The organism is Paenibacillus sp. Marseille-P2973 (assembly GCF_018101095.1).
Lineage (GTDB): Bacteria > Bacillota > Bacilli > Paenibacillales > Paenibacillaceae > Fontibacillus > Fontibacillus vini.
Map to the genome: position 1 here is coordinate 1 of NZ_JAGQEH010000026.1, position 15,463 is coordinate 15,463.

General features: G+C 51.3%; 17 protein-coding genes. 7 read left to right on the plus strand and 10 right to left on the minus strand.

Annotated elements, in window-relative coordinates:
• On the plus strand, positions 1–83 hold an 83-nt coding region (locus tag KB559_RS24675), incomplete at its 5' end, for an IS3 family transposase (protein ID WP_211026180.1).
• A 59-nt stretch (positions 84–142) separates the two neighbouring features.
• Here KB559_RS24675 and opp4C read toward each other — a convergent pair.
• The 9 genes from opp4C to KB559_RS24720 form a co-directional block, all read right to left on the minus strand.
• Entirely contained in the window at positions 143–1,060 is a 918-nt protein-coding gene (opp4C, locus tag KB559_RS24680) for an oligopeptide ABC transporter permease (protein ID WP_211026135.1), read from the minus strand.
• A gap of 14 nt (positions 1,061–1,074) precedes the next feature.
• Positions 1,075–2,028: an ABC transporter permease gene (locus KB559_RS24685; RefSeq protein ID WP_211026182.1), complete on the minus strand. Its 954-nt coding sequence runs from the start codon at positions 2,026–2,028 to the stop codon at positions 1,075–1,077.
• Positions 2,029–2,049: 21 nt separating this feature from the next.
• Complete coding sequence (locus tag KB559_RS24690; RefSeq protein ID WP_211026137.1) at positions 2,050–2,907, minus strand: ABC transporter ATP-binding protein; 858 nt, start codon at positions 2,905–2,907, stop codon at positions 2,050–2,052.
• A complete protein-coding gene (locus KB559_RS24695; RefSeq protein WP_211026184.1) occupies positions 2,900–3,907 on the minus strand; it encodes an ABC transporter ATP-binding protein in 1,008 nt (335 codons plus the stop codon). Before KB559_RS24695 ends, KB559_RS24690 begins: the two co-directional genes overlap by 8 nt.
• Positions 3,908–3,912: 5 nt before the next feature.
• Positions 3,913–5,544, minus strand: coding sequence for an ABC transporter substrate-binding protein (locus tag KB559_RS24700; RefSeq protein WP_211026140.1), 1,632 nt, complete (start codon positions 5,542–5,544; stop codon positions 3,913–3,915).
• Positions 5,545–5,670: 126 nt separating this feature from the next.
• Positions 5,671–6,447 (minus strand): DUF1684 domain-containing protein, encoded by a 777-nt coding sequence (locus tag KB559_RS24705; RefSeq protein WP_211026142.1) that lies wholly within the window; start codon positions 6,445–6,447, stop codon positions 5,671–5,673.
• Between the two features lie 33 nt (positions 6,448–6,480).
• A complete protein-coding gene (locus KB559_RS24710) occupies positions 6,481–7,359 on the minus strand; it encodes an alpha/beta fold hydrolase (protein WP_211026144.1) in 879 nt (292 codons plus the stop codon).
• A 318-nt stretch (positions 7,360–7,677) separates the two neighbouring features.
• Complete coding sequence (locus KB559_RS24715) at positions 7,678–8,445, minus strand: exodeoxyribonuclease III (RefSeq protein WP_211026186.1); 768 nt, start codon at positions 8,443–8,445, stop codon at positions 7,678–7,680.
• Positions 8,446–8,645: 200 nt separating this feature from the next.
• Positions 8,646–8,972 (minus strand): antibiotic biosynthesis monooxygenase, encoded by a 327-nt coding sequence (locus KB559_RS24720; protein WP_211026146.1) that lies wholly within the window; start codon positions 8,970–8,972, stop codon positions 8,646–8,648.
• A 209-nt stretch (positions 8,973–9,181) separates the two neighbouring features.
• Here KB559_RS24720 and KB559_RS24725 point away from each other — a divergent pair, with 209 nt between their 5' ends.
• From KB559_RS24725 to KB559_RS24740, 4 genes are all read left to right on the plus strand, one after another.
• Positions 9,182–9,511, plus strand: a complete 330-nt coding sequence (locus tag KB559_RS24725) for an ArsR/SmtB family transcription factor (RefSeq protein ID WP_211026148.1) — start codon at positions 9,182–9,184, stop codon at positions 9,509–9,511.
• A gap of 33 nt (positions 9,512–9,544) precedes the next feature.
• Positions 9,545–11,320, plus strand: a complete 1,776-nt coding sequence (locus KB559_RS24730) for a SulP family inorganic anion transporter (RefSeq protein WP_211026150.1) — start codon at positions 9,545–9,547, stop codon at positions 11,318–11,320.
• A gap of 143 nt (positions 11,321–11,463) precedes the next feature.
• Entirely contained in the window at positions 11,464–12,045 is a 582-nt protein-coding gene (locus KB559_RS24735) for a TetR/AcrR family transcriptional regulator (protein ID WP_211026153.1), read from the plus strand.
• Positions 12,046–12,063: 18 nt separating this feature from the next.
• Positions 12,064–12,609 carry an HXXEE domain-containing protein gene (locus KB559_RS24740; protein ID WP_211026155.1) on the plus strand — a complete coding sequence of 182 codons (546 nt, stop codon included), beginning with the start codon at positions 12,064–12,066 and terminating at the stop codon, positions 12,607–12,609.
• A 7-nt stretch (positions 12,610–12,616) separates the two neighbouring features.
• On the opposite strand, the gene KB559_RS24745 is transcribed toward KB559_RS24740, so the two are convergent.
• A complete protein-coding gene (locus KB559_RS24745) occupies positions 12,617–13,864 on the minus strand; it encodes a purple acid phosphatase family protein (RefSeq protein WP_211026157.1) in 1,248 nt (415 codons plus the stop codon).
• A gap of 174 nt (positions 13,865–14,038) precedes the next feature.
• On the opposite strand from KB559_RS24745, the gene KB559_RS24750 reads away from it, so the two are divergent.
• Complete coding sequence (locus tag KB559_RS24750) at positions 14,039–14,761, plus strand: polyphosphate polymerase domain-containing protein (protein ID WP_282103200.1); 723 nt, start codon at positions 14,039–14,041, stop codon at positions 14,759–14,761.
• 4 nt (positions 14,762–14,765) lie between these two features.
• Entirely contained in the window at positions 14,766–15,461 is a 696-nt protein-coding gene (locus KB559_RS24755; RefSeq protein ID WP_211026159.1) for a DUF4956 domain-containing protein, read from the plus strand.
• Positions 15,462–15,463: the final 2 nt, after the last annotated feature.

Genomic DNA, 15,463 nt, shown 5'->3' on the forward strand with positions numbered 1-15,463 from the left:
ATTACAACCATCACAGGTATCAATGGGGATTAAAAAAGATGACCCCTGTTCAGTACAGGAATCATCTATTGTCTGTTGCCTAAGCCTTCTCTTTTTTAAGTGTCCTTGACAAGGGTACCAGTTTAGGGCGGCCTTCCATCTTTTATTTGTTGTTCTTCGGGTCAAGCGCATCCCGGAGCGCGTCGCCGACGAAATTGATCGACAGCACGATCAATATGATCATGAGGCCGGGCGGGACCCACAGCCACGGCTGCGAGGTCAGCACCGTCAGCGACTGGGCGCTGGCAAGCATGTTGCCCCAACTCGGCGTCGGCGGCTGAACGCCGAGACCGAGGAAGCTGAGTGCGGCCTCGTCCAGGATCGCGCCCGCCACGCCGGATGTGGCGTACACGAGAATCGGCGCGACCACATTCGGTAGAATGTGCGAGAAGATGATGCGCACCGAGCTGAAGCCGAGCACGCGTCCGGCCTTGACGTAGTCGTTCTCTTTAGCGGAGAGCACATTCCCCCGCACCAGCCGGGCCACGCCCGGCCAGCCGAGTACCCCGAGGATCAGGATGATGTTGGTTAGGCCCGGTCCGACAATGCTGGCGACGACCAGAATCAGCATGATATAAGGGAACGACATGAAGATGTCGGTCAGCCGCATAATGATGCTGTCGATCCATCCGCCGAAATAGCCGGAAATCAGGCCGAGCACCGTGCCGATGACCGCAGAGATGACGATCGAGCCCAGACCGACTGCCAGCGACACCCGAGCGGCATAGATCAGGCGGGACAATTGGTCGCGGCCGACCTGATCCGTACCGAGCCAGTGCTGCAGCGAAGGCGCCGCGCCAAAGCTGTCCGTAACGGTGGTCGGCTTATATGCCGTTATAAAAGGAGCGAAGATCGCGCATAACGTCAGGATGCCAATGACCACAAGCCCCGCCACGGCGAGCTTATGCCGCTTGAACCGGCGCCAGAACAGGGTCCGGGAATTCTCCTCCCCCTCCGGCCAGCCGAGCATCTCCTCCTGCGCTTCCGAGCGCCCTGCAAAATATCTTTTAAATAAATTCATTTAACCGCCGCTCCCTATTTGCTGTATTTGATTCTCGGATCGACCAAGGCATATGCGATATCCGTCAGCAAATTCGCCAGAATGACGATGACGGCCGCCAGCAAATTCAGCCCCATGATCGTGGAGTAATCCCGGCTCATAATGGAAGACATCGTCAGTTGGCCGATGCCCGGCCATGAAAAGATCTGCTCGATTACAACCGCACCGCCGAACAGGATCGGAATCTCCATGCCGAGTACAGTAACAATTGGGATAAGGGCGTTACGGACAGCGTGTCTGTTGATGACCAGCGTTTCCTTCAACCCTTTGGCTCGCGCCGTGCGCAGGTAATCCTGCTCGAGAATTTCCAGCATGCTTGAGCGGACGTAACGTATGTTTCGGCCCGCTACATTCGCCGTGAGCACGATCACCGGCATAATCAAATGCAGCAGAATGTCCACGAACCCGCCGTTGCCTCCCAAGGTGCTCATTCCACTCGAAGGCAATATTTTCAACCATAAAGAGAATACGTAAATCAGTCCGAGTCCGAGAAAAAAGTTCGGGATCGAGATCCCCAGGAAAGACCCCGTCACCGCCGCATAATCCAGCTTGGAATACTGTCGTCTGGCACTCAGGATACCGAGCGGAATCGCGATGGCAACGCCGATGATCAGGGAGGTCCCCATCAGCAGCAGGGTTGGTCCAAGCCGGTCAAAAATCATTCGTCCGACAGGTTCATACGTCACCATGGAATAACCGAGATCCCCGCGCAGCAAATGGGTGAACCAGCTCCAATACTGAACGTAGGCCGGAGCGTCCAGGCCGAGCTCGATCCGCTTCGCCTCCAGCGCAGCCGCAGGAGTCTGCGGACTGATCAGCATGTCCACGGGATTGCCCGGAGCCATTTTCATAATAATAAAATTGATGACGGTCACCCCGAGCAGCACCGGGATTGCAATCAGCAGCCGTCTAATCACATACTTGAACAAACGTAACACCTCGGATCTTCATCAATGGGAGTGGAATGCCCGGCGCTTGTTTCTCTGGCGCGGATCTGCAATCGGACTGGCGTCCAGCAGCGTTCTAGTATACTCATGCTTCGGTTCCCGGAAAATCTCGTCCACTTTCCCGGTTTCAACGATTTTCCCAGAATACATAACGGCAATTCGGTCGCTCACATATTTGACCGCTCCCAGTCCATGCGCGATAAACAAATAAGTAAGACCGAGCTCACGCTGTAATTCTTTGAGCAGGTTCAAAATCTGAGCTTGTATCGAAACGTCCAGCGCGGAAACAGGCTCATCACATACGACCAAACGGGGCTTAAGAGAGAGCGCACGCGCAATGCCGATACGTTGGCGCTGGCCGCCGGAAAATTCATGCGGATAGCGGCCCCGGCTATTCTTCGGCAGTCCGACAAGTTCCAGCAGCCGGTCCACTTCCCGGGAAATATCCTTGGCCGGCATGATCCGATGCACCTTTAACGGCTCGGCGAGCAGATCGCCCACCCGTTTACGCGGATTCAGCGAAGAATACGGATCCTGAAACACGATTTGCAGTTCCGATCTCAGACCGATCATTTCGCGCCGCGATAACCGGGAAATGTCCTGCCCGTCGAACAGAATCCGCCCTTCCGTCGGCGTCTCGAGCCCGACGATGAGCTTGGCGATCGTGGACTTGCCGCTGCCGGATTCGCCGACCAGTCCCAGCGTCTCCCCCGGATAAATGGTCAAATCGACTCCGTCCACAGCTTTAACATGATCGACGGTATGGTTAATGATCCCTTTGCGGACCGGGTAATATTTTTTCAGGTTTTCCAACGCGAGCAGCGGTTGCAAGGGTACAGCAGGATCCTTCGGATTATGCATGGCTATCCTCTTCCTCCCGTAGTCCGTTCTCCGCCCGCCGGACTTCCCAGCAGCGCGTGAAGTGGTCTTCCCCTGTTGCCGACAGCAGCGGCATTTCCTTTGCGCACCGATCGGTGGCGTATGGACAGCGATTCGTGAAGCGGCAGCCCGGAATCGACTCGTATCTAGCCGGTACTGCGCCCGGAATCGACTCCAACTGTTCGTCATTCGTCGCATCGATCCGCGGGATCGACTTCAATAACCCCTGTGTGTACGGATGCCTCGGCTGTTCAAACAGCTCGAACACATCCGCTTCCTCGACGACTTGTCCGGCATACATGACCACGACCCGGTCGGCCATTTCGGCAACGACGCCAAGATCATGCGTAATGAGCAGAATAGCCGCGCCGGCTTCCCGGCACAGCTCTTGCATCAGCGTCATGATTTGGGCCTGGACGGTTACGTCCAGCGCCGTGGTCGGCTCGTCCGCGATAAGCAGCTTTGGCTTGCAGGACAGGGCCATTGCGATCATAACACGCTGGCGCATGCCGCCCGACAAAGCGAACGGATATTCATTCATCATCTTCTCGGGCCGTGGCAGCCCGACCTTCTCCAGCATGCGAATAGCCGTGGCATGGGCTTCTTTTTTGCTTTGCCCCATATGAAGCATAATCGCTTCGCGCATCTGGAAGCCGATACTCAGAACCGGGTTCAGCGAAGTCATCGGCTCCTGAAAGATCATCGAGATCTGATTGCCGCGAATGCTGCGCATCCCCGGATCATCCAGCTCGAGAAGATCCCGGCCGTCGAACATGATACGGCCTTCTTCAACCCGGCTGTTGCCGCCGAGCAGCCGCATGATGGACAGGGCAGTGACGCTTTTGCCACTGCCCGACTCCCCCACGATAGCCAGCGTTTCGCCCGGCATGACGCGAAAGCTTACATCATCTACCCCCACGGTTCTTCCCCGATCGCTGTCAAACGCGACCCGCAGATGATCCACTTTGAGCAGTTCGTTCATCTCACTCACTTGACATCCCATTCATTTACATTGATAAACATGCCGAAGTCTTTAGGCTTCGCTCCCGTAACCCGGTCATTGATGGCGCCGAGTGCTTTGGTCGCGTAAATCGAAGGCATCGGTACATCTTCAGCAACGATTTGTTGAATTTCATTATAATATTGCTTGATTTTAGCTTCATCGGTTTCAGCTGACAGCGATGCCAGCAATTCGTCGATTTTCGCGTTGCTGTATCCGTTCGGATTGCCTGTTTGCAGGAAGTAAGCTACGTCCGGCAGCGGGTTCACCGGTGTCATGGATACGGTCAAAATGCCGAGATCATACTCCATTTTCACGATTTTATCGACCAGGGTAGCCAAGTCCGCCATTTGAATTTTCACGTTGACGCCGGCAGCTTTAAGGTTCTCGGCCATAATGTTAGCCGCCTGCTCCAGCGTGCTGTCCCCGGACAACACGGTTAAGGTAAGGGTTTTGCCCGAATCCCAGCCCGATTCCTGCAAGAGGCTCTTGGCTTTCTCCGGATCATACGCATCCGGCTTCACGCTGGCATCCAGATAAGGGCTGTAGCTGGTGAAAAATCCGCTCACGGCTTCCCCCGAACCCTTCAGCAAGTTATTCACGATCATTTCGCGGTTAATCGCGTAAGAAATCGCCTTTCTCTGTTTGGCATCCGGCACCGACTTTTCATTAATATACATGAATTGGGTTGCAATCGCCGGACCTTCTACGGTTGTAAGACCTTTAAGACCCTTGATTTTATCGTAATCCCCGATCGGAATGACGCCGGCCGAAGGAATGTTCATATCGATCTCTCCGCTTTGCAATTGAGCGGAAATCGCGGTAGGCTGCATCACTTTGAAATTAAGCTGCTCGATCTTCGGTGCCCCTTTGAAATAATCCTTGTTGGCTTCGAGCTGCACAAAATGATCGCGGCTATATTCAACCAGCTTGAACGGACCGTTGGTTACGGTCGGTTTTTGCATGAACTCGCTCTTATTGATATTTTCCGGAGCGACGTCTTTCAGTGCCGACTGAGGAACGGTGAGCAAATAGCGGCCGATCGTATCTTGAAAAATAGTCAGCGTAGTCGGTGCTTTCGTCGTCATTGTCAGCGTGTGGTCGTCAACCTTTTTCACGCCGGAAATCTCTTCACTGCCCTCCGGCAAATATCCTGTGTCGTCCAGGCCTTCCAGAATGGCAAACATATACGCATAGGTGGATGCCACCTTGGCGTTACTCATCAGCTTCAGCGTGAAAATAACGTCATCCGCCGTTACCGGCGTGCCGTCCGTCCATTTCGCATTTTCATTCAGCTTGATGGTAAAAGTCTTATTATCGGCCGTTTCGATCGAATCGGCGAGCATCGGCTTGAATGTCAGATCCTCATCGATATCCACCAGCGGCTGGAACAAAAGTCCGGTCACATAAGTGGAAACCAGGCCCACCGGATAAAGCGGGTTCAAGGTGTTAGGAGAATAGGTAACCCCGATGTTTACCGTTTTCTTCCCGCTCTCGGAGGCGGCTCCGTTCCCGCCCGTATTGCCTGTATTGCTTTTTCCGCAGGCGGATAGCACTCCAAGTGCCAATATTAAAGTCACTGCCAGAAATTTTTTTGTCGAAAAAAATCTTGATTTCACGCTGTGCACCCCTTTGCTGTTTTAATTTCAATTCATATTAAACTACTATGTTTTATAAGTATTGAGCCGTTTAAATAGTTTGTCAATGAATTTGTCGTATTTTGTCGCTATAAGCGTACATTTGTGTTATTCCCGTGTCAATACCTTCTGTTCCCCAGCATTTATGTCAAAGGGCAGCCGGTTCTGCTGCGGCGGAAACGGACAATTAAAATGAGACGAAAACGCGCATGGAGGCAAAAAGCTCCGGTTAAAATCAAGGATCGCCTTCCCGCTTTCATCCGGCTGGACCACCAGCATCCGGCCCAGTCCATAAGTTGTCAATCCGTTCGTCGTATCCGCAAATACCAGAATCAGCACATCTCCCGACTTAAACGGAGTCATCGTATAGGTGTTTCCTTCATATGAAAAAACAATGTCTCCGGGAGATTGATGGTGACGCACATTCCCTTGCGCATCATCTACATGGGCAAATGCCATCGTCCGCTCCCCATCCTGGCCGATAAACCGGCCTTCCAATACCCAACGGGGATCATATGGAAAATTGGCAATACCCTCGAACCGCCGGATCGCTTCAGCTTCCGAATCGTAAATGGCAAGCAAATGATCGGACCCCGGCTGAGTTGTGGCTACCGCTGTCAGCGACTCTGAAAAGCGCACCACCGTATGATCAGCCTCCATCGAAACGGTTCCCTCAACGAGTGCTCCGTTCAGGGTGATCCCGTCAGATGCCTGAGCCGTAAGTGTCAGCCCCTGTTCCCCTGCCGCTTTGGGAGCCCAAAGTCCAGGGATCCCTTCCACGCGCATCGGTTGATAAATGGTGTGCAGTCCAATCAGCGCCAAGTCACCGTGAAACTCAATGACCGAACGCTGGCGTTCCTCTCTCCATATCTCGATCTCTGTCATTTTGCAGTCCTCATTTGCTGTAAAGTTTCCATCTTACTCCGTTACAAAGCCGGTTAATAATGAAATAAATGCATCATGCTCTTCAATGAACGGCATGTGTCCGCTGTGTTCAAACACCGTAAGTCGGGAGTTAGGCAACAGCTTATGCATCTCCTCCGATTGCGAGACAGGTGTCACCCAATCATGGCGCGCGCCGATGATCAAGGTCGTAACCTTCAGATCAGGCAGTTGCGGACGGACATCATACAATGGAATAAAGTGTTTGAACGTGTAGTTCGCCACTTCCATCGAGCCGATCGGACGGTTACCCGTCTCTCGCATAATCTCTTCATCCCGGACATGAAAATAGAGATCGTAGCAGACATCCCACCAACGGATCAGATGGGCTTCGTCTTCGATCCGACCTTCAAACAACTCCGGAATTACGTTAAGCTGCTCCGGCGTGGCAATCTTCCGGGCGAAATCCATAGCTGCCGGATAGAACTCGCGGCTCGGCGCCGTGCACAGCAGTACCAGCTTGTCCAGCGAGTCGGGATAACGCGTAGCGAACACTTGCGCCACCATTCCGCCGAAGGAATGGCCCATCAGTTGGATTCGCCCAAAGCCGAGATAGTTGCGGAGCGCTTCAATATCGTCAGCAAGCTGCTCCAGCGTACAAGTAGCGGGATCAACCCGTTCCGATTGCCCGTTGCAGCGAAGATCCATATAGACGATTTGAACCGTCTCGGCAAGCGGCGTCAGCCACGGCTTGAAATCGGCATGATCGCTGCCCGGTCCTCCATGAATCGCGAACAGAACGGGCTTATGGCGCATCCGTTCCCCTTCGGGCACATAGCCCGACCCTTCAACGTCAAAATAAATACGGGTACCATTTATGTTTGCAAACATATACACACTCAACTTTCGCTTCATATTTTAACTCATACTTCGTATCCCGCCTGTCCCGGGAATTGTTAATCGCATTAATCAAATCAGGTTAATAGAGTAAATGATATGCCCAGTCCTATCCTTTGTCAATTAGCCGGGATTCATCCATTTTCTGCCGTATTGGCACACATCCAAGTGCATTTCACTTTTTGACTACAACCTTCTTATTATAAAAGGATTTTGAGGAATAGAAAACTATTATAAAACGATTTCCTTATTGTCCCGTCTATAGCAAAAACGTCCTCCTCCGTTTCTCCAACGGCAGAAGGACGTACCTATTAAACAGGAATCTATTCTCTATTATTATGGTTGAGCCTGAAATTCGACCTCCAGGATGACCGGACAATGATCGCTACCCATCACATGGCAATCAATTTGGGCGTCTACCAATTGTGGTGCCAGCCGGGAAGACGCCAGAAAATAATCGATGCGCCAGCCCACGTTCCGCTCCCGTACCTTAGGCATATAAGACCACCAGCTGTACACATTTTCCCGGTCAGGATAAAAGTGCCGGAACGTATCCACAAAACCGGCATCCAGCAATTTGGTCATCTTATTCCGCTCTTCCGGTGTAAAACCGGCATTTCCAAGGTTGGACTTGGGATTCTTTAAATCGATTTCACGATGGGCGACATTGAGGTCTCCACATACGATCACCGGTTTACGGCTGTCCAGTTCTTGCAAGTAGCCGCGGAAGCGATCCTCCCATTCCATTCTGTAGTCGAGGCGGGCCAGGTCGCGCTTTGCGTTCGGCGTATAAACATTGACAAGGTAGAAGTCTTCGAACTCCAAGGTCAGCGTTCTGCCCTCCGGCTCGCTATCTTCCTCTATGCCATAGCGGACGGATAACGGTTTAACCCGGGTAAACACGGCCGTTCCGGAATACCCTTTCTTCTCGGCGTAATTCCAATACTGTCCATACTCTTCGCCTAACTCCAATTCGATTTGCCCTTCCTGGAGCTTGGTTTCCTGCAAGCAAAAAATATCCGCATCCACTGCCTTAAAATAATCGTAAAACCCTTTAGTCACGCAGGCCCTTAAGCCGTTGACATTCCAGGATACCAGTTTCATATCATCTATCTCCTTACCTGTAATTTGCTCATTATAAGCTATCATTCTAGCTTTACTCCTAAACGATCTTACCCTCTATTAAAATTGCCTGTCAAATCCTTCACCAGAAGTCCTGTATATACCAAAAAGCCGCCCGTAAGAGCGGCTGATCGTAATTTAAATTTTGGTATTACGGATTCTGATTCACCCTTGCTGCGGTATTAGCGGTAAGCTTTGCCCCGCTTGACGACTTCGCCTTCATATAATTTAACCTCTGTGCTGAGGACATAAGCCGGCGGCTGTTTCCCGCGATTTTCTTTATGGCCCTGGATATGAGCGTCGCTCTTCTCCCAGTTCTTCCAAGCCTCTTGGGACTCCCAGCGGATGACGACCACGACTTCTTCCTGTTCTTTACTCTTGGTGTTCACCATCACGCTGATGTCAACGAGCCCGTCCATATTGTCCATTGGACCCTCTCCGCTAAATCTCGCGACCACTTTGTCGCTGTTGCCCTTTTCGACCAAGATCGTTCTTGTCATGATAAACAAGGGACCACGCCTCCTCCAAAATAAATACACCGACCAAGCATAAATTCAATATAATCTATCTCTATTCTAGTTGATAATAATTATCATTGTCAATTAAAACCGGACTCTCTATCTGGTACAGGATGCCTTATGATGTATGTCATTCAATATATTCAAACCTTTGAATATAATAAAATACAATCCGTTTAACGTGAAAGGAGCTTAATGCCATGGACATAAGCTTGCAGCAATTTAAAGCCGAGTTTTTCAAAGCGCTGGCTCATCCGATGCGCATCCGTATCCTGGAGGTTCTTTGCGAAGGCGAGCGGAATGTCAATGAGCTGCAAAGCATCGTGGGTTCCGAAGGCTCCGCCGTATCGCAGCAGCTCTCCGTACTTCGGGCCAAGAATCTGGTCAACACGGTAAAAGAAGGCACGACCGTCGTCTATTCGCTCCGTGATCCTCTGATCAAGGACCTGCTGGCGGTGGCCCGGCAAATTTTTGATAATCATCTGGTCGAGTCGATTTCGTTATTGGAGGGAATCCGCAAAGAGAAATAAGATCAACATATTTATAGAAAAGAAGGGTTAAGGATGAAGTGGAGTGGGCGGTACAGTGGTTATAACGCAGGGACTTTACGAAAAGATTTGATTTCCGGATGCATCGTCGGCATCGTCGCGATACCTCTGGGCATGGCGTTTGCCATCGCTTCGGGCGTCAAGCCTGAATACGGGCTTTACACGACCATCGTCGCGGGGATTCTGATTTCGCTGCTTGGCGGATCGAAATTTCAGATCGGAGGTCCCACCGGCGCGTTCATACCGATCCTGTTGGCCATCGTTATGCAGTACGGGTACGAGAATCTTCTGATCGCCGGTTTTCTCGCCGGGATTATTCTTCTTCTCATGGGGCTCCTCAGGCTGGGTTCTTTGATAAAGTTTATACCTCGTCCGGTGACCATCGGGTTTACAGCAGGTATAGCAGTAACAATTTTCAGCGGTCAGATCGCAGGCTTCCTCGGACTTCAGAATATGGAGCGGCATGAATATTTTTTTGAAAATATGAGAGAAATCGTCCTGCGTCTCCCTTCCCTGAACGTCTTCAGCATTCTGACGGCTTGCATTTGTCTGGCCGCCCTTTTGCTGACGCCAAAGATTCTTCCCAAGGTACCCGGGTCCCTCGTCGGCATCCTCGTCTCCACCTTGGTTGCGCTCTGGCTATTCCCCGGCAAAGTGGCGACGATCGGCTCCGCCTACGGCGACATTCCGGGCGGATTCCCGGGGCTGCACCCGATCTCTCTTACCTGGGATCGCATTGGCACGATGCTTCAACCGGCGCTGATCATCGCCCTGCTGGGGAGCATCGAGTCGCTGCTCTCGGCCGTGGTCGCCGACGGCATGACGGGAACTCGCCATAACAGCAACCGGGAGCTGGTCGGCCAAGGGATCGCCAACATGGTTACGCCGTTTTTCGGCGGCATCCCGGCCACGGGCGCGATTGCCCGGACGGCAACCAATATCAAGAACGGGGCGGTATCGCCCTTTTCCGGAATCATCCACGGCGTTGTCGTGCTGCTCGTTGTCATTTTATTCGCGCCTTATGCATCAAATATCCCGCTGGCGAGCATGGCGCCAATCCTGATGATGGTCGCCTGGAACATGAGCGAACGCAAAGCGTTTGCCAAGCTGCTCAAAACCCGGACCAGCGATACCGTTATATTGCTCGTAACGTTTCTGCTAACGGTCTTTACCACCTTAACGACGGCGGTGGAAGTCGGGCTCGTGATGGCCGTGCTGCTGTTTATCAAACGCATGGGCGACCTGCTTAGCGTAGACAAAGTGCTGCCTGACCGGGAAAATCTTCGAGAGAAAGTGGCGACCCACGTAGTCGCCAAAGACCATGACTGCCCTCAGGTATCGATCTTTACTGTAGACGGTCCGCTGTTTTTCGGCGCTTCGCAGACGTTTGCCGATCTTGCTTCTATTATGGAGAGCGGCCCGGATTTAAGGGCGGTCATTCTTCGAATGGGCAAAGTCCCGTTCATGGACACGACGGGTGAGGCCCATTTTCTGGCCTTGATCAAACGCCTGCAAGGAATCGGTGCCAGCGTTATTATCAGCGGAATCCGGCCGCAGCCCCAAAGGCTGCTTATCAAGACGGGCGGGCTGAATGTCATCGGAGAACAACACTTTTTCGAACATACGGGTGAAGCCTTGAATTACGCCTTGAAAACCTTGAACGGTGAAAAATGCCGGGGTTGCCGCCACTTCGCCTTCCGCGAATGCAGCGGTTTCAGCGGAAGTGAATATGTGGCTGCGCCTGGTTCCCAACCTTCGCCGCGCGTACGCTCCGGACAACAGCCGGTTTAGGCCTCCACTCCGTCCTAAAGACTAAAGCTCTTCCCATGTCAAGGCCGGTAACGGACTGAGACAACGGGAAGGGCTTTACTTTATTTAAAAAGACAATTATATTATAGCTAACTAATTAGTTATAAAAAGGATGGGTGCTTCATATGCTAACTCCCAAAGGGGAAGCAAGCAAAAGCAAACTGCTGACTTCCGCCGAAGAACTTTTCGCCCAAAAAGGCTTTCATGCAACAACAGTCAGTCAAATCGTCAAAAATGCCGGGCTTACCCAAGCCGCTTTCTACCTTTACTTTAAAAGCAAAGATGAAATACTTCAGGAAATGCTGGCGAAATTCGAGGAACGGCTGCTTCCGTTTACCGATGCTGGCCGTCAGGCTGCGGGGAAAAGCCCGGAGGAGCTTGAGGCTTACGTCATTCAAGCCTTCACGGGTCTGTTTGCGCTGCTCGGCCAGAACGCCAATTTAACTCGAATCGTTTTGCTTGATACCGAGAAAGGCATATCGATCCGCGATAGGATCGTGCAGCAGATTTGCTCCAACATGATCCGTAACCAGCAAGCCGGGATCGTTCGCCCGGATGTGGAACCCGAGCTGGCAGCGGAATCGGTCGTCGCTTCTGTAGAACGCCTGATTTACCGTTACAGCGCGACCGGAGAGAAGGATGCGGCGGAATTGGGCCGCCAAACCGCCAAGCTGTTTTTGCAAGGCATTTTGAATCTCAGGAATTAAAAAAAAGGAGATGTTCTTATGCAGCTGCTAAACGTTTTGAACGAGCATGTCGAACTCTTAAGCCTGCTTTGGCTTTTTCCCGTAACATTCCTGTTCCACGATTTCGAAGAGATCTTGACGGTCGAAAAATGGGCCGCAAAGCACGGAGATCGCGTCAGCCAAACGCTGCCGGGCTTCGCCAAGCGAGCCTTTCAGTCGTCCCTTCGAATGAACACCTTCCATTTCGCCAAGGACGTATTGTGGGTGTACTCACTAATCGTTCTCGTTACGATGCTGGCCGTTTTCTTCGATTTCTACCTGCTGTTTTTGGCGGCTTTGCACTTGTATTTTCTGCATGTGTTCACCCATATCGGCCAAACACTGTTCCTGAAACAATACACCCCTGGCGTTGCTACCGCGATTTTCCCGGTTCTCCCTTACTCACTTTACGCCTACTATCGCCTGCTCTCCGACCAGATCGTAAGCAGCACAGACCTTCTTTGGGGCTTGGGCGCCATGCTGATTCTGGTTCCACTCGGAGTGATCCTGCTCTTGAAAGGGAGAGATCAAAATGTGAACATCTGAGATGGAATCAATGCCGTAATACAAACTCATCCAGCTTGTTCCCGTCCACATCATAAGCTTGATACGTCAGTATATTTCCGTCGATCGTAATCCCTGCAAACATTTGCTTTCCGTTTTGAAAATGGACCGCATGATAAAATTTGTCCTTTTTCTTGTCATTGAATTTCGATCCGGACGCATTCGTCACCACATAGACGGTCCCATCACCCTGCTCAGTGATTTCTCCATTTTTCAAAGGATACGATCTCGAGTACTCGTGATTATGACCCTGCAGCACCAAATCGACGCCTAACTCATCAAATACCGACACCCAGTCGCTGATTTTATCGTACCTGTTCCCTCCATAAGCCGGGCGATGGATGGCAACGATTTTCCAAGCCCGATCGCTGTTCTGTAAATCCTGCCGGAGCCACTCCGTCTGTCCTTTGATGTTGGATTCCGTGTTCAACACGGCGATATGAGCATTCCCGTAATCGAAGGAATACGTTGTTCCGGCGGCAGAATCTTCCGCCCCGTTTGCCGGCAGGTTGAAATGCGAGGTAAACCGTTTGGACTCTCCCTTCACCTCGTCGTGGTTGCCGGTAACCGGCATTAGCGGAATCCGGGGCAGCCAAGCCGCAGCTTTTCCGAAAAAATAGTCCCACCCCTCCTCATCCTCCGGCTCTTCCGTCAAATCCCCGTTATGAAGGATCCACTTGGCATCTCCGAACATCTCGAAGGCCTTTTCCAACGTACGCCCCCATTGCTCAAAATCCGCTTCCGTTGCGCCCTGAGAATCCGTGACATTTAGAAACGTAAAGGTGGTCTCATTCATACCCTCTGTCTCGAAAATGGCAGGCTCACTCCATCCTTGCTTCGTGCCGTCCCCGACTCTAAAAATATAGGACGTACCCGGACTGAGTCCGGTCACCTCTACCTTGTGAACCGCATTCTCCTGTCCTTCTCCTACATCGATCACTGTGGATTCGGCTTCTAAAGTCAGCGCATTACTCTTTTTCAACTCTTCCGCATCAGTCCCGGCAGCCAGCTGAAAAATCCCTTTTGCCTCCGCATTCTCTGAATACCAGGTAAAAGCCCGCGATGTTTTCGGATCTCCTTTAAAAGTAGTGACTATGGATTTAGCAGCTCCATCATATCCCGGATTCTGATCCGGTCCTTGATCTCTCCACGCTTCGAGCACGATCACACCGGTCAATAGAACGACGCCCAGCAGCACCGTCCCGCCTATGCTTATCGTTCTTTTTCCTAAGCTCATCTCGTTCTCCTCCCCTGGTAATCTCATCTCTTACGATCTTTTACCTTTTGCATCCAATTGTCAACGCAGTGTAAAAACTTTCAGTTTATATTCAGTTTCCGTTAAGTGAGTAATCAGCAAACCTTGTTAGGATAAATGCATTCGGTAAAAGAGAGAGAAGCGAGGTGTTAAGCATTGAATACCGTCTACAAGGATCTTAAATTCCGCCACGAGCTTAAATTTATGATTAACCGGCATCAGTATTACGTCCTTTGCCAAAGGCTTAAAAATCTGATCCAGCATGACAAGCATGCGGGACGGAACGGCGAGTATCATATCCGCAGTCTGTATTTTGACGACGTGGACAGCTCGGCTCTTTCCGAGAAGCTCGGCGGGTTCCGCGACCGGCGCAAATATCGGATCCGTATTTATAACGGGGACGATCAAATCATCCATTTTGAGAAAAAAATCAAGGTGGGCGATCACATCGCCAAGCTGAAGGAACCGTTGACCCGGGAAATGTATGACTCCATTATACGAGGAGATTATGAAGTGCTCCATCAGCCGGACAAGCCGTTCATGATGGAATTGTACCGGGAGATGAAGCACAATCTCCTCCGACCCAAGGTCATCGTCGACTATGTGCGTGAGCCTTACGTCTGCAAGAACGGCAATGTCAGGATTACGTTTGACAAAGAGCTGCGGACCGGGCTGCATGCAACGGATATTTTTGACCGGTCGCTCCAGCCGGTTCCTGCCCTTGACGACCATCTCATTATTCTCGAGGTCAAGTATGACGAGTACCTTCCGGAATATATCCGGACCGCCCTGCAAATGGACGGGCTACGCCATCAATCGGCTTCAAAATACGTAATCTGCTGCAAATACCTAAAAATGAATTCCTGGGAGGATCAATAAGTTCATGAATACAACCAATCAATCGACCAATTTCAGCGATATCATCAAAAATTCCATTATGGATAATTTCACTTCCGATATCAGCATCTCCAAAATACTCATCACCTTGGGCATTTCATTCATTATCGGGCTATTCATTTTTCTTTTATACAAACGTGTCTTCAGCGGGGTGCTTTATTCCAAAAGCTTCAATGTGTCCCTGATTGGTATGACTATGGTCACCGCTATGATCATCATTGCCGTGAATTCCAACCTGGTGCTGTCGCTCGGGATGGTCGGCGCCCTGTCGATCGTTCGTTTCAGAACCCCGATTAAAGACCCTACCGATCTGATTTTCCTATTCTGGGCAGCTGCCGCTGGTATTGTGACCGGGGCCGGCTTCTACACTCTAGCAGCCATCGGTTCCGTGGTCGTCGGACTCGTGATGTTCCTGTTTATCAAAAATACTTCAGCGGAAACGCCTTACCTGCTTGTCGTCAACTGCGAAACCGATGAGAGCGAAGGGCTGATCCATAGCCAAATGCGCAGTATTGTAAAACGCTACAACGTTAAACAAAAAACGGTATCTCCCGGCAACATCGAAATGACGCTGGAGGTGCGACTCCGCGACGGGGAAGGCAAGCTCGTCAATCAGATTTCCGAGCTCGGCGGAGTGAAGAATGCGGTCCTGATCAGCTATAACGGTGATTACGTATCTTAAAA

Coding starts and splice junctions, on each gene's coding strand:
- opp4C (WP_211026135.1), bottom strand. CDS start 1,060: ATGAATTTATTTAAAAGATATTTTGCAGGGCGCTCGGAAGCGCAGGAG.
- KB559_RS24690 (WP_211026137.1), bottom strand. CDS start 2,907: ATGCATAATCCGAAGGATCCTGCTGTACCCTTGCAACCGCTGCTCGCG.
- KB559_RS24695 (WP_211026184.1), bottom strand. CDS start 3,907: ATGAACGAACTGCTCAAAGTGGATCATCTGCGGGTCGCGTTTGACAGC.
- KB559_RS24705 (WP_211026142.1), bottom strand. CDS start 6,447: ATGACAGAGATCGAGATATGGAGAGAGGAACGCCAGCGTTCGGTCATT.
- KB559_RS24710 (WP_211026144.1), bottom strand. CDS start 7,359: ATGAAGCGAAAGTTGAGTGTGTATATGTTTGCAAACATAAATGGTACC.
- KB559_RS24715 (WP_211026186.1), bottom strand. CDS start 8,445: ATGAAACTGGTATCCTGGAATGTCAACGGCTTAAGGGCCTGCGTGACT.
- KB559_RS24725 (WP_211026148.1), top strand. CDS start 9,182: ATGGACATAAGCTTGCAGCAATTTAAAGCCGAGTTTTTCAAAGCGCTG.
- KB559_RS24730 (WP_211026150.1), top strand. CDS start 9,545: ATGAAGTGGAGTGGGCGGTACAGTGGTTATAACGCAGGGACTTTACGA.
- KB559_RS24735 (WP_211026153.1), top strand. CDS start 11,464: ATGCTAACTCCCAAAGGGGAAGCAAGCAAAAGCAAACTGCTGACTTCC.
- KB559_RS24740 (WP_211026155.1), top strand. CDS start 12,064: ATGCAGCTGCTAAACGTTTTGAACGAGCATGTCGAACTCTTAAGCCTG.
- KB559_RS24745 (WP_211026157.1), bottom strand. CDS start 13,864: ATGAGCTTAGGAAAAAGAACGATAAGCATAGGCGGGACGGTGCTGCTG.
- KB559_RS24755 (WP_211026159.1), top strand. CDS start 14,766: ATGAATACAACCAATCAATCGACCAATTTCAGCGATATCATCAAAAAT.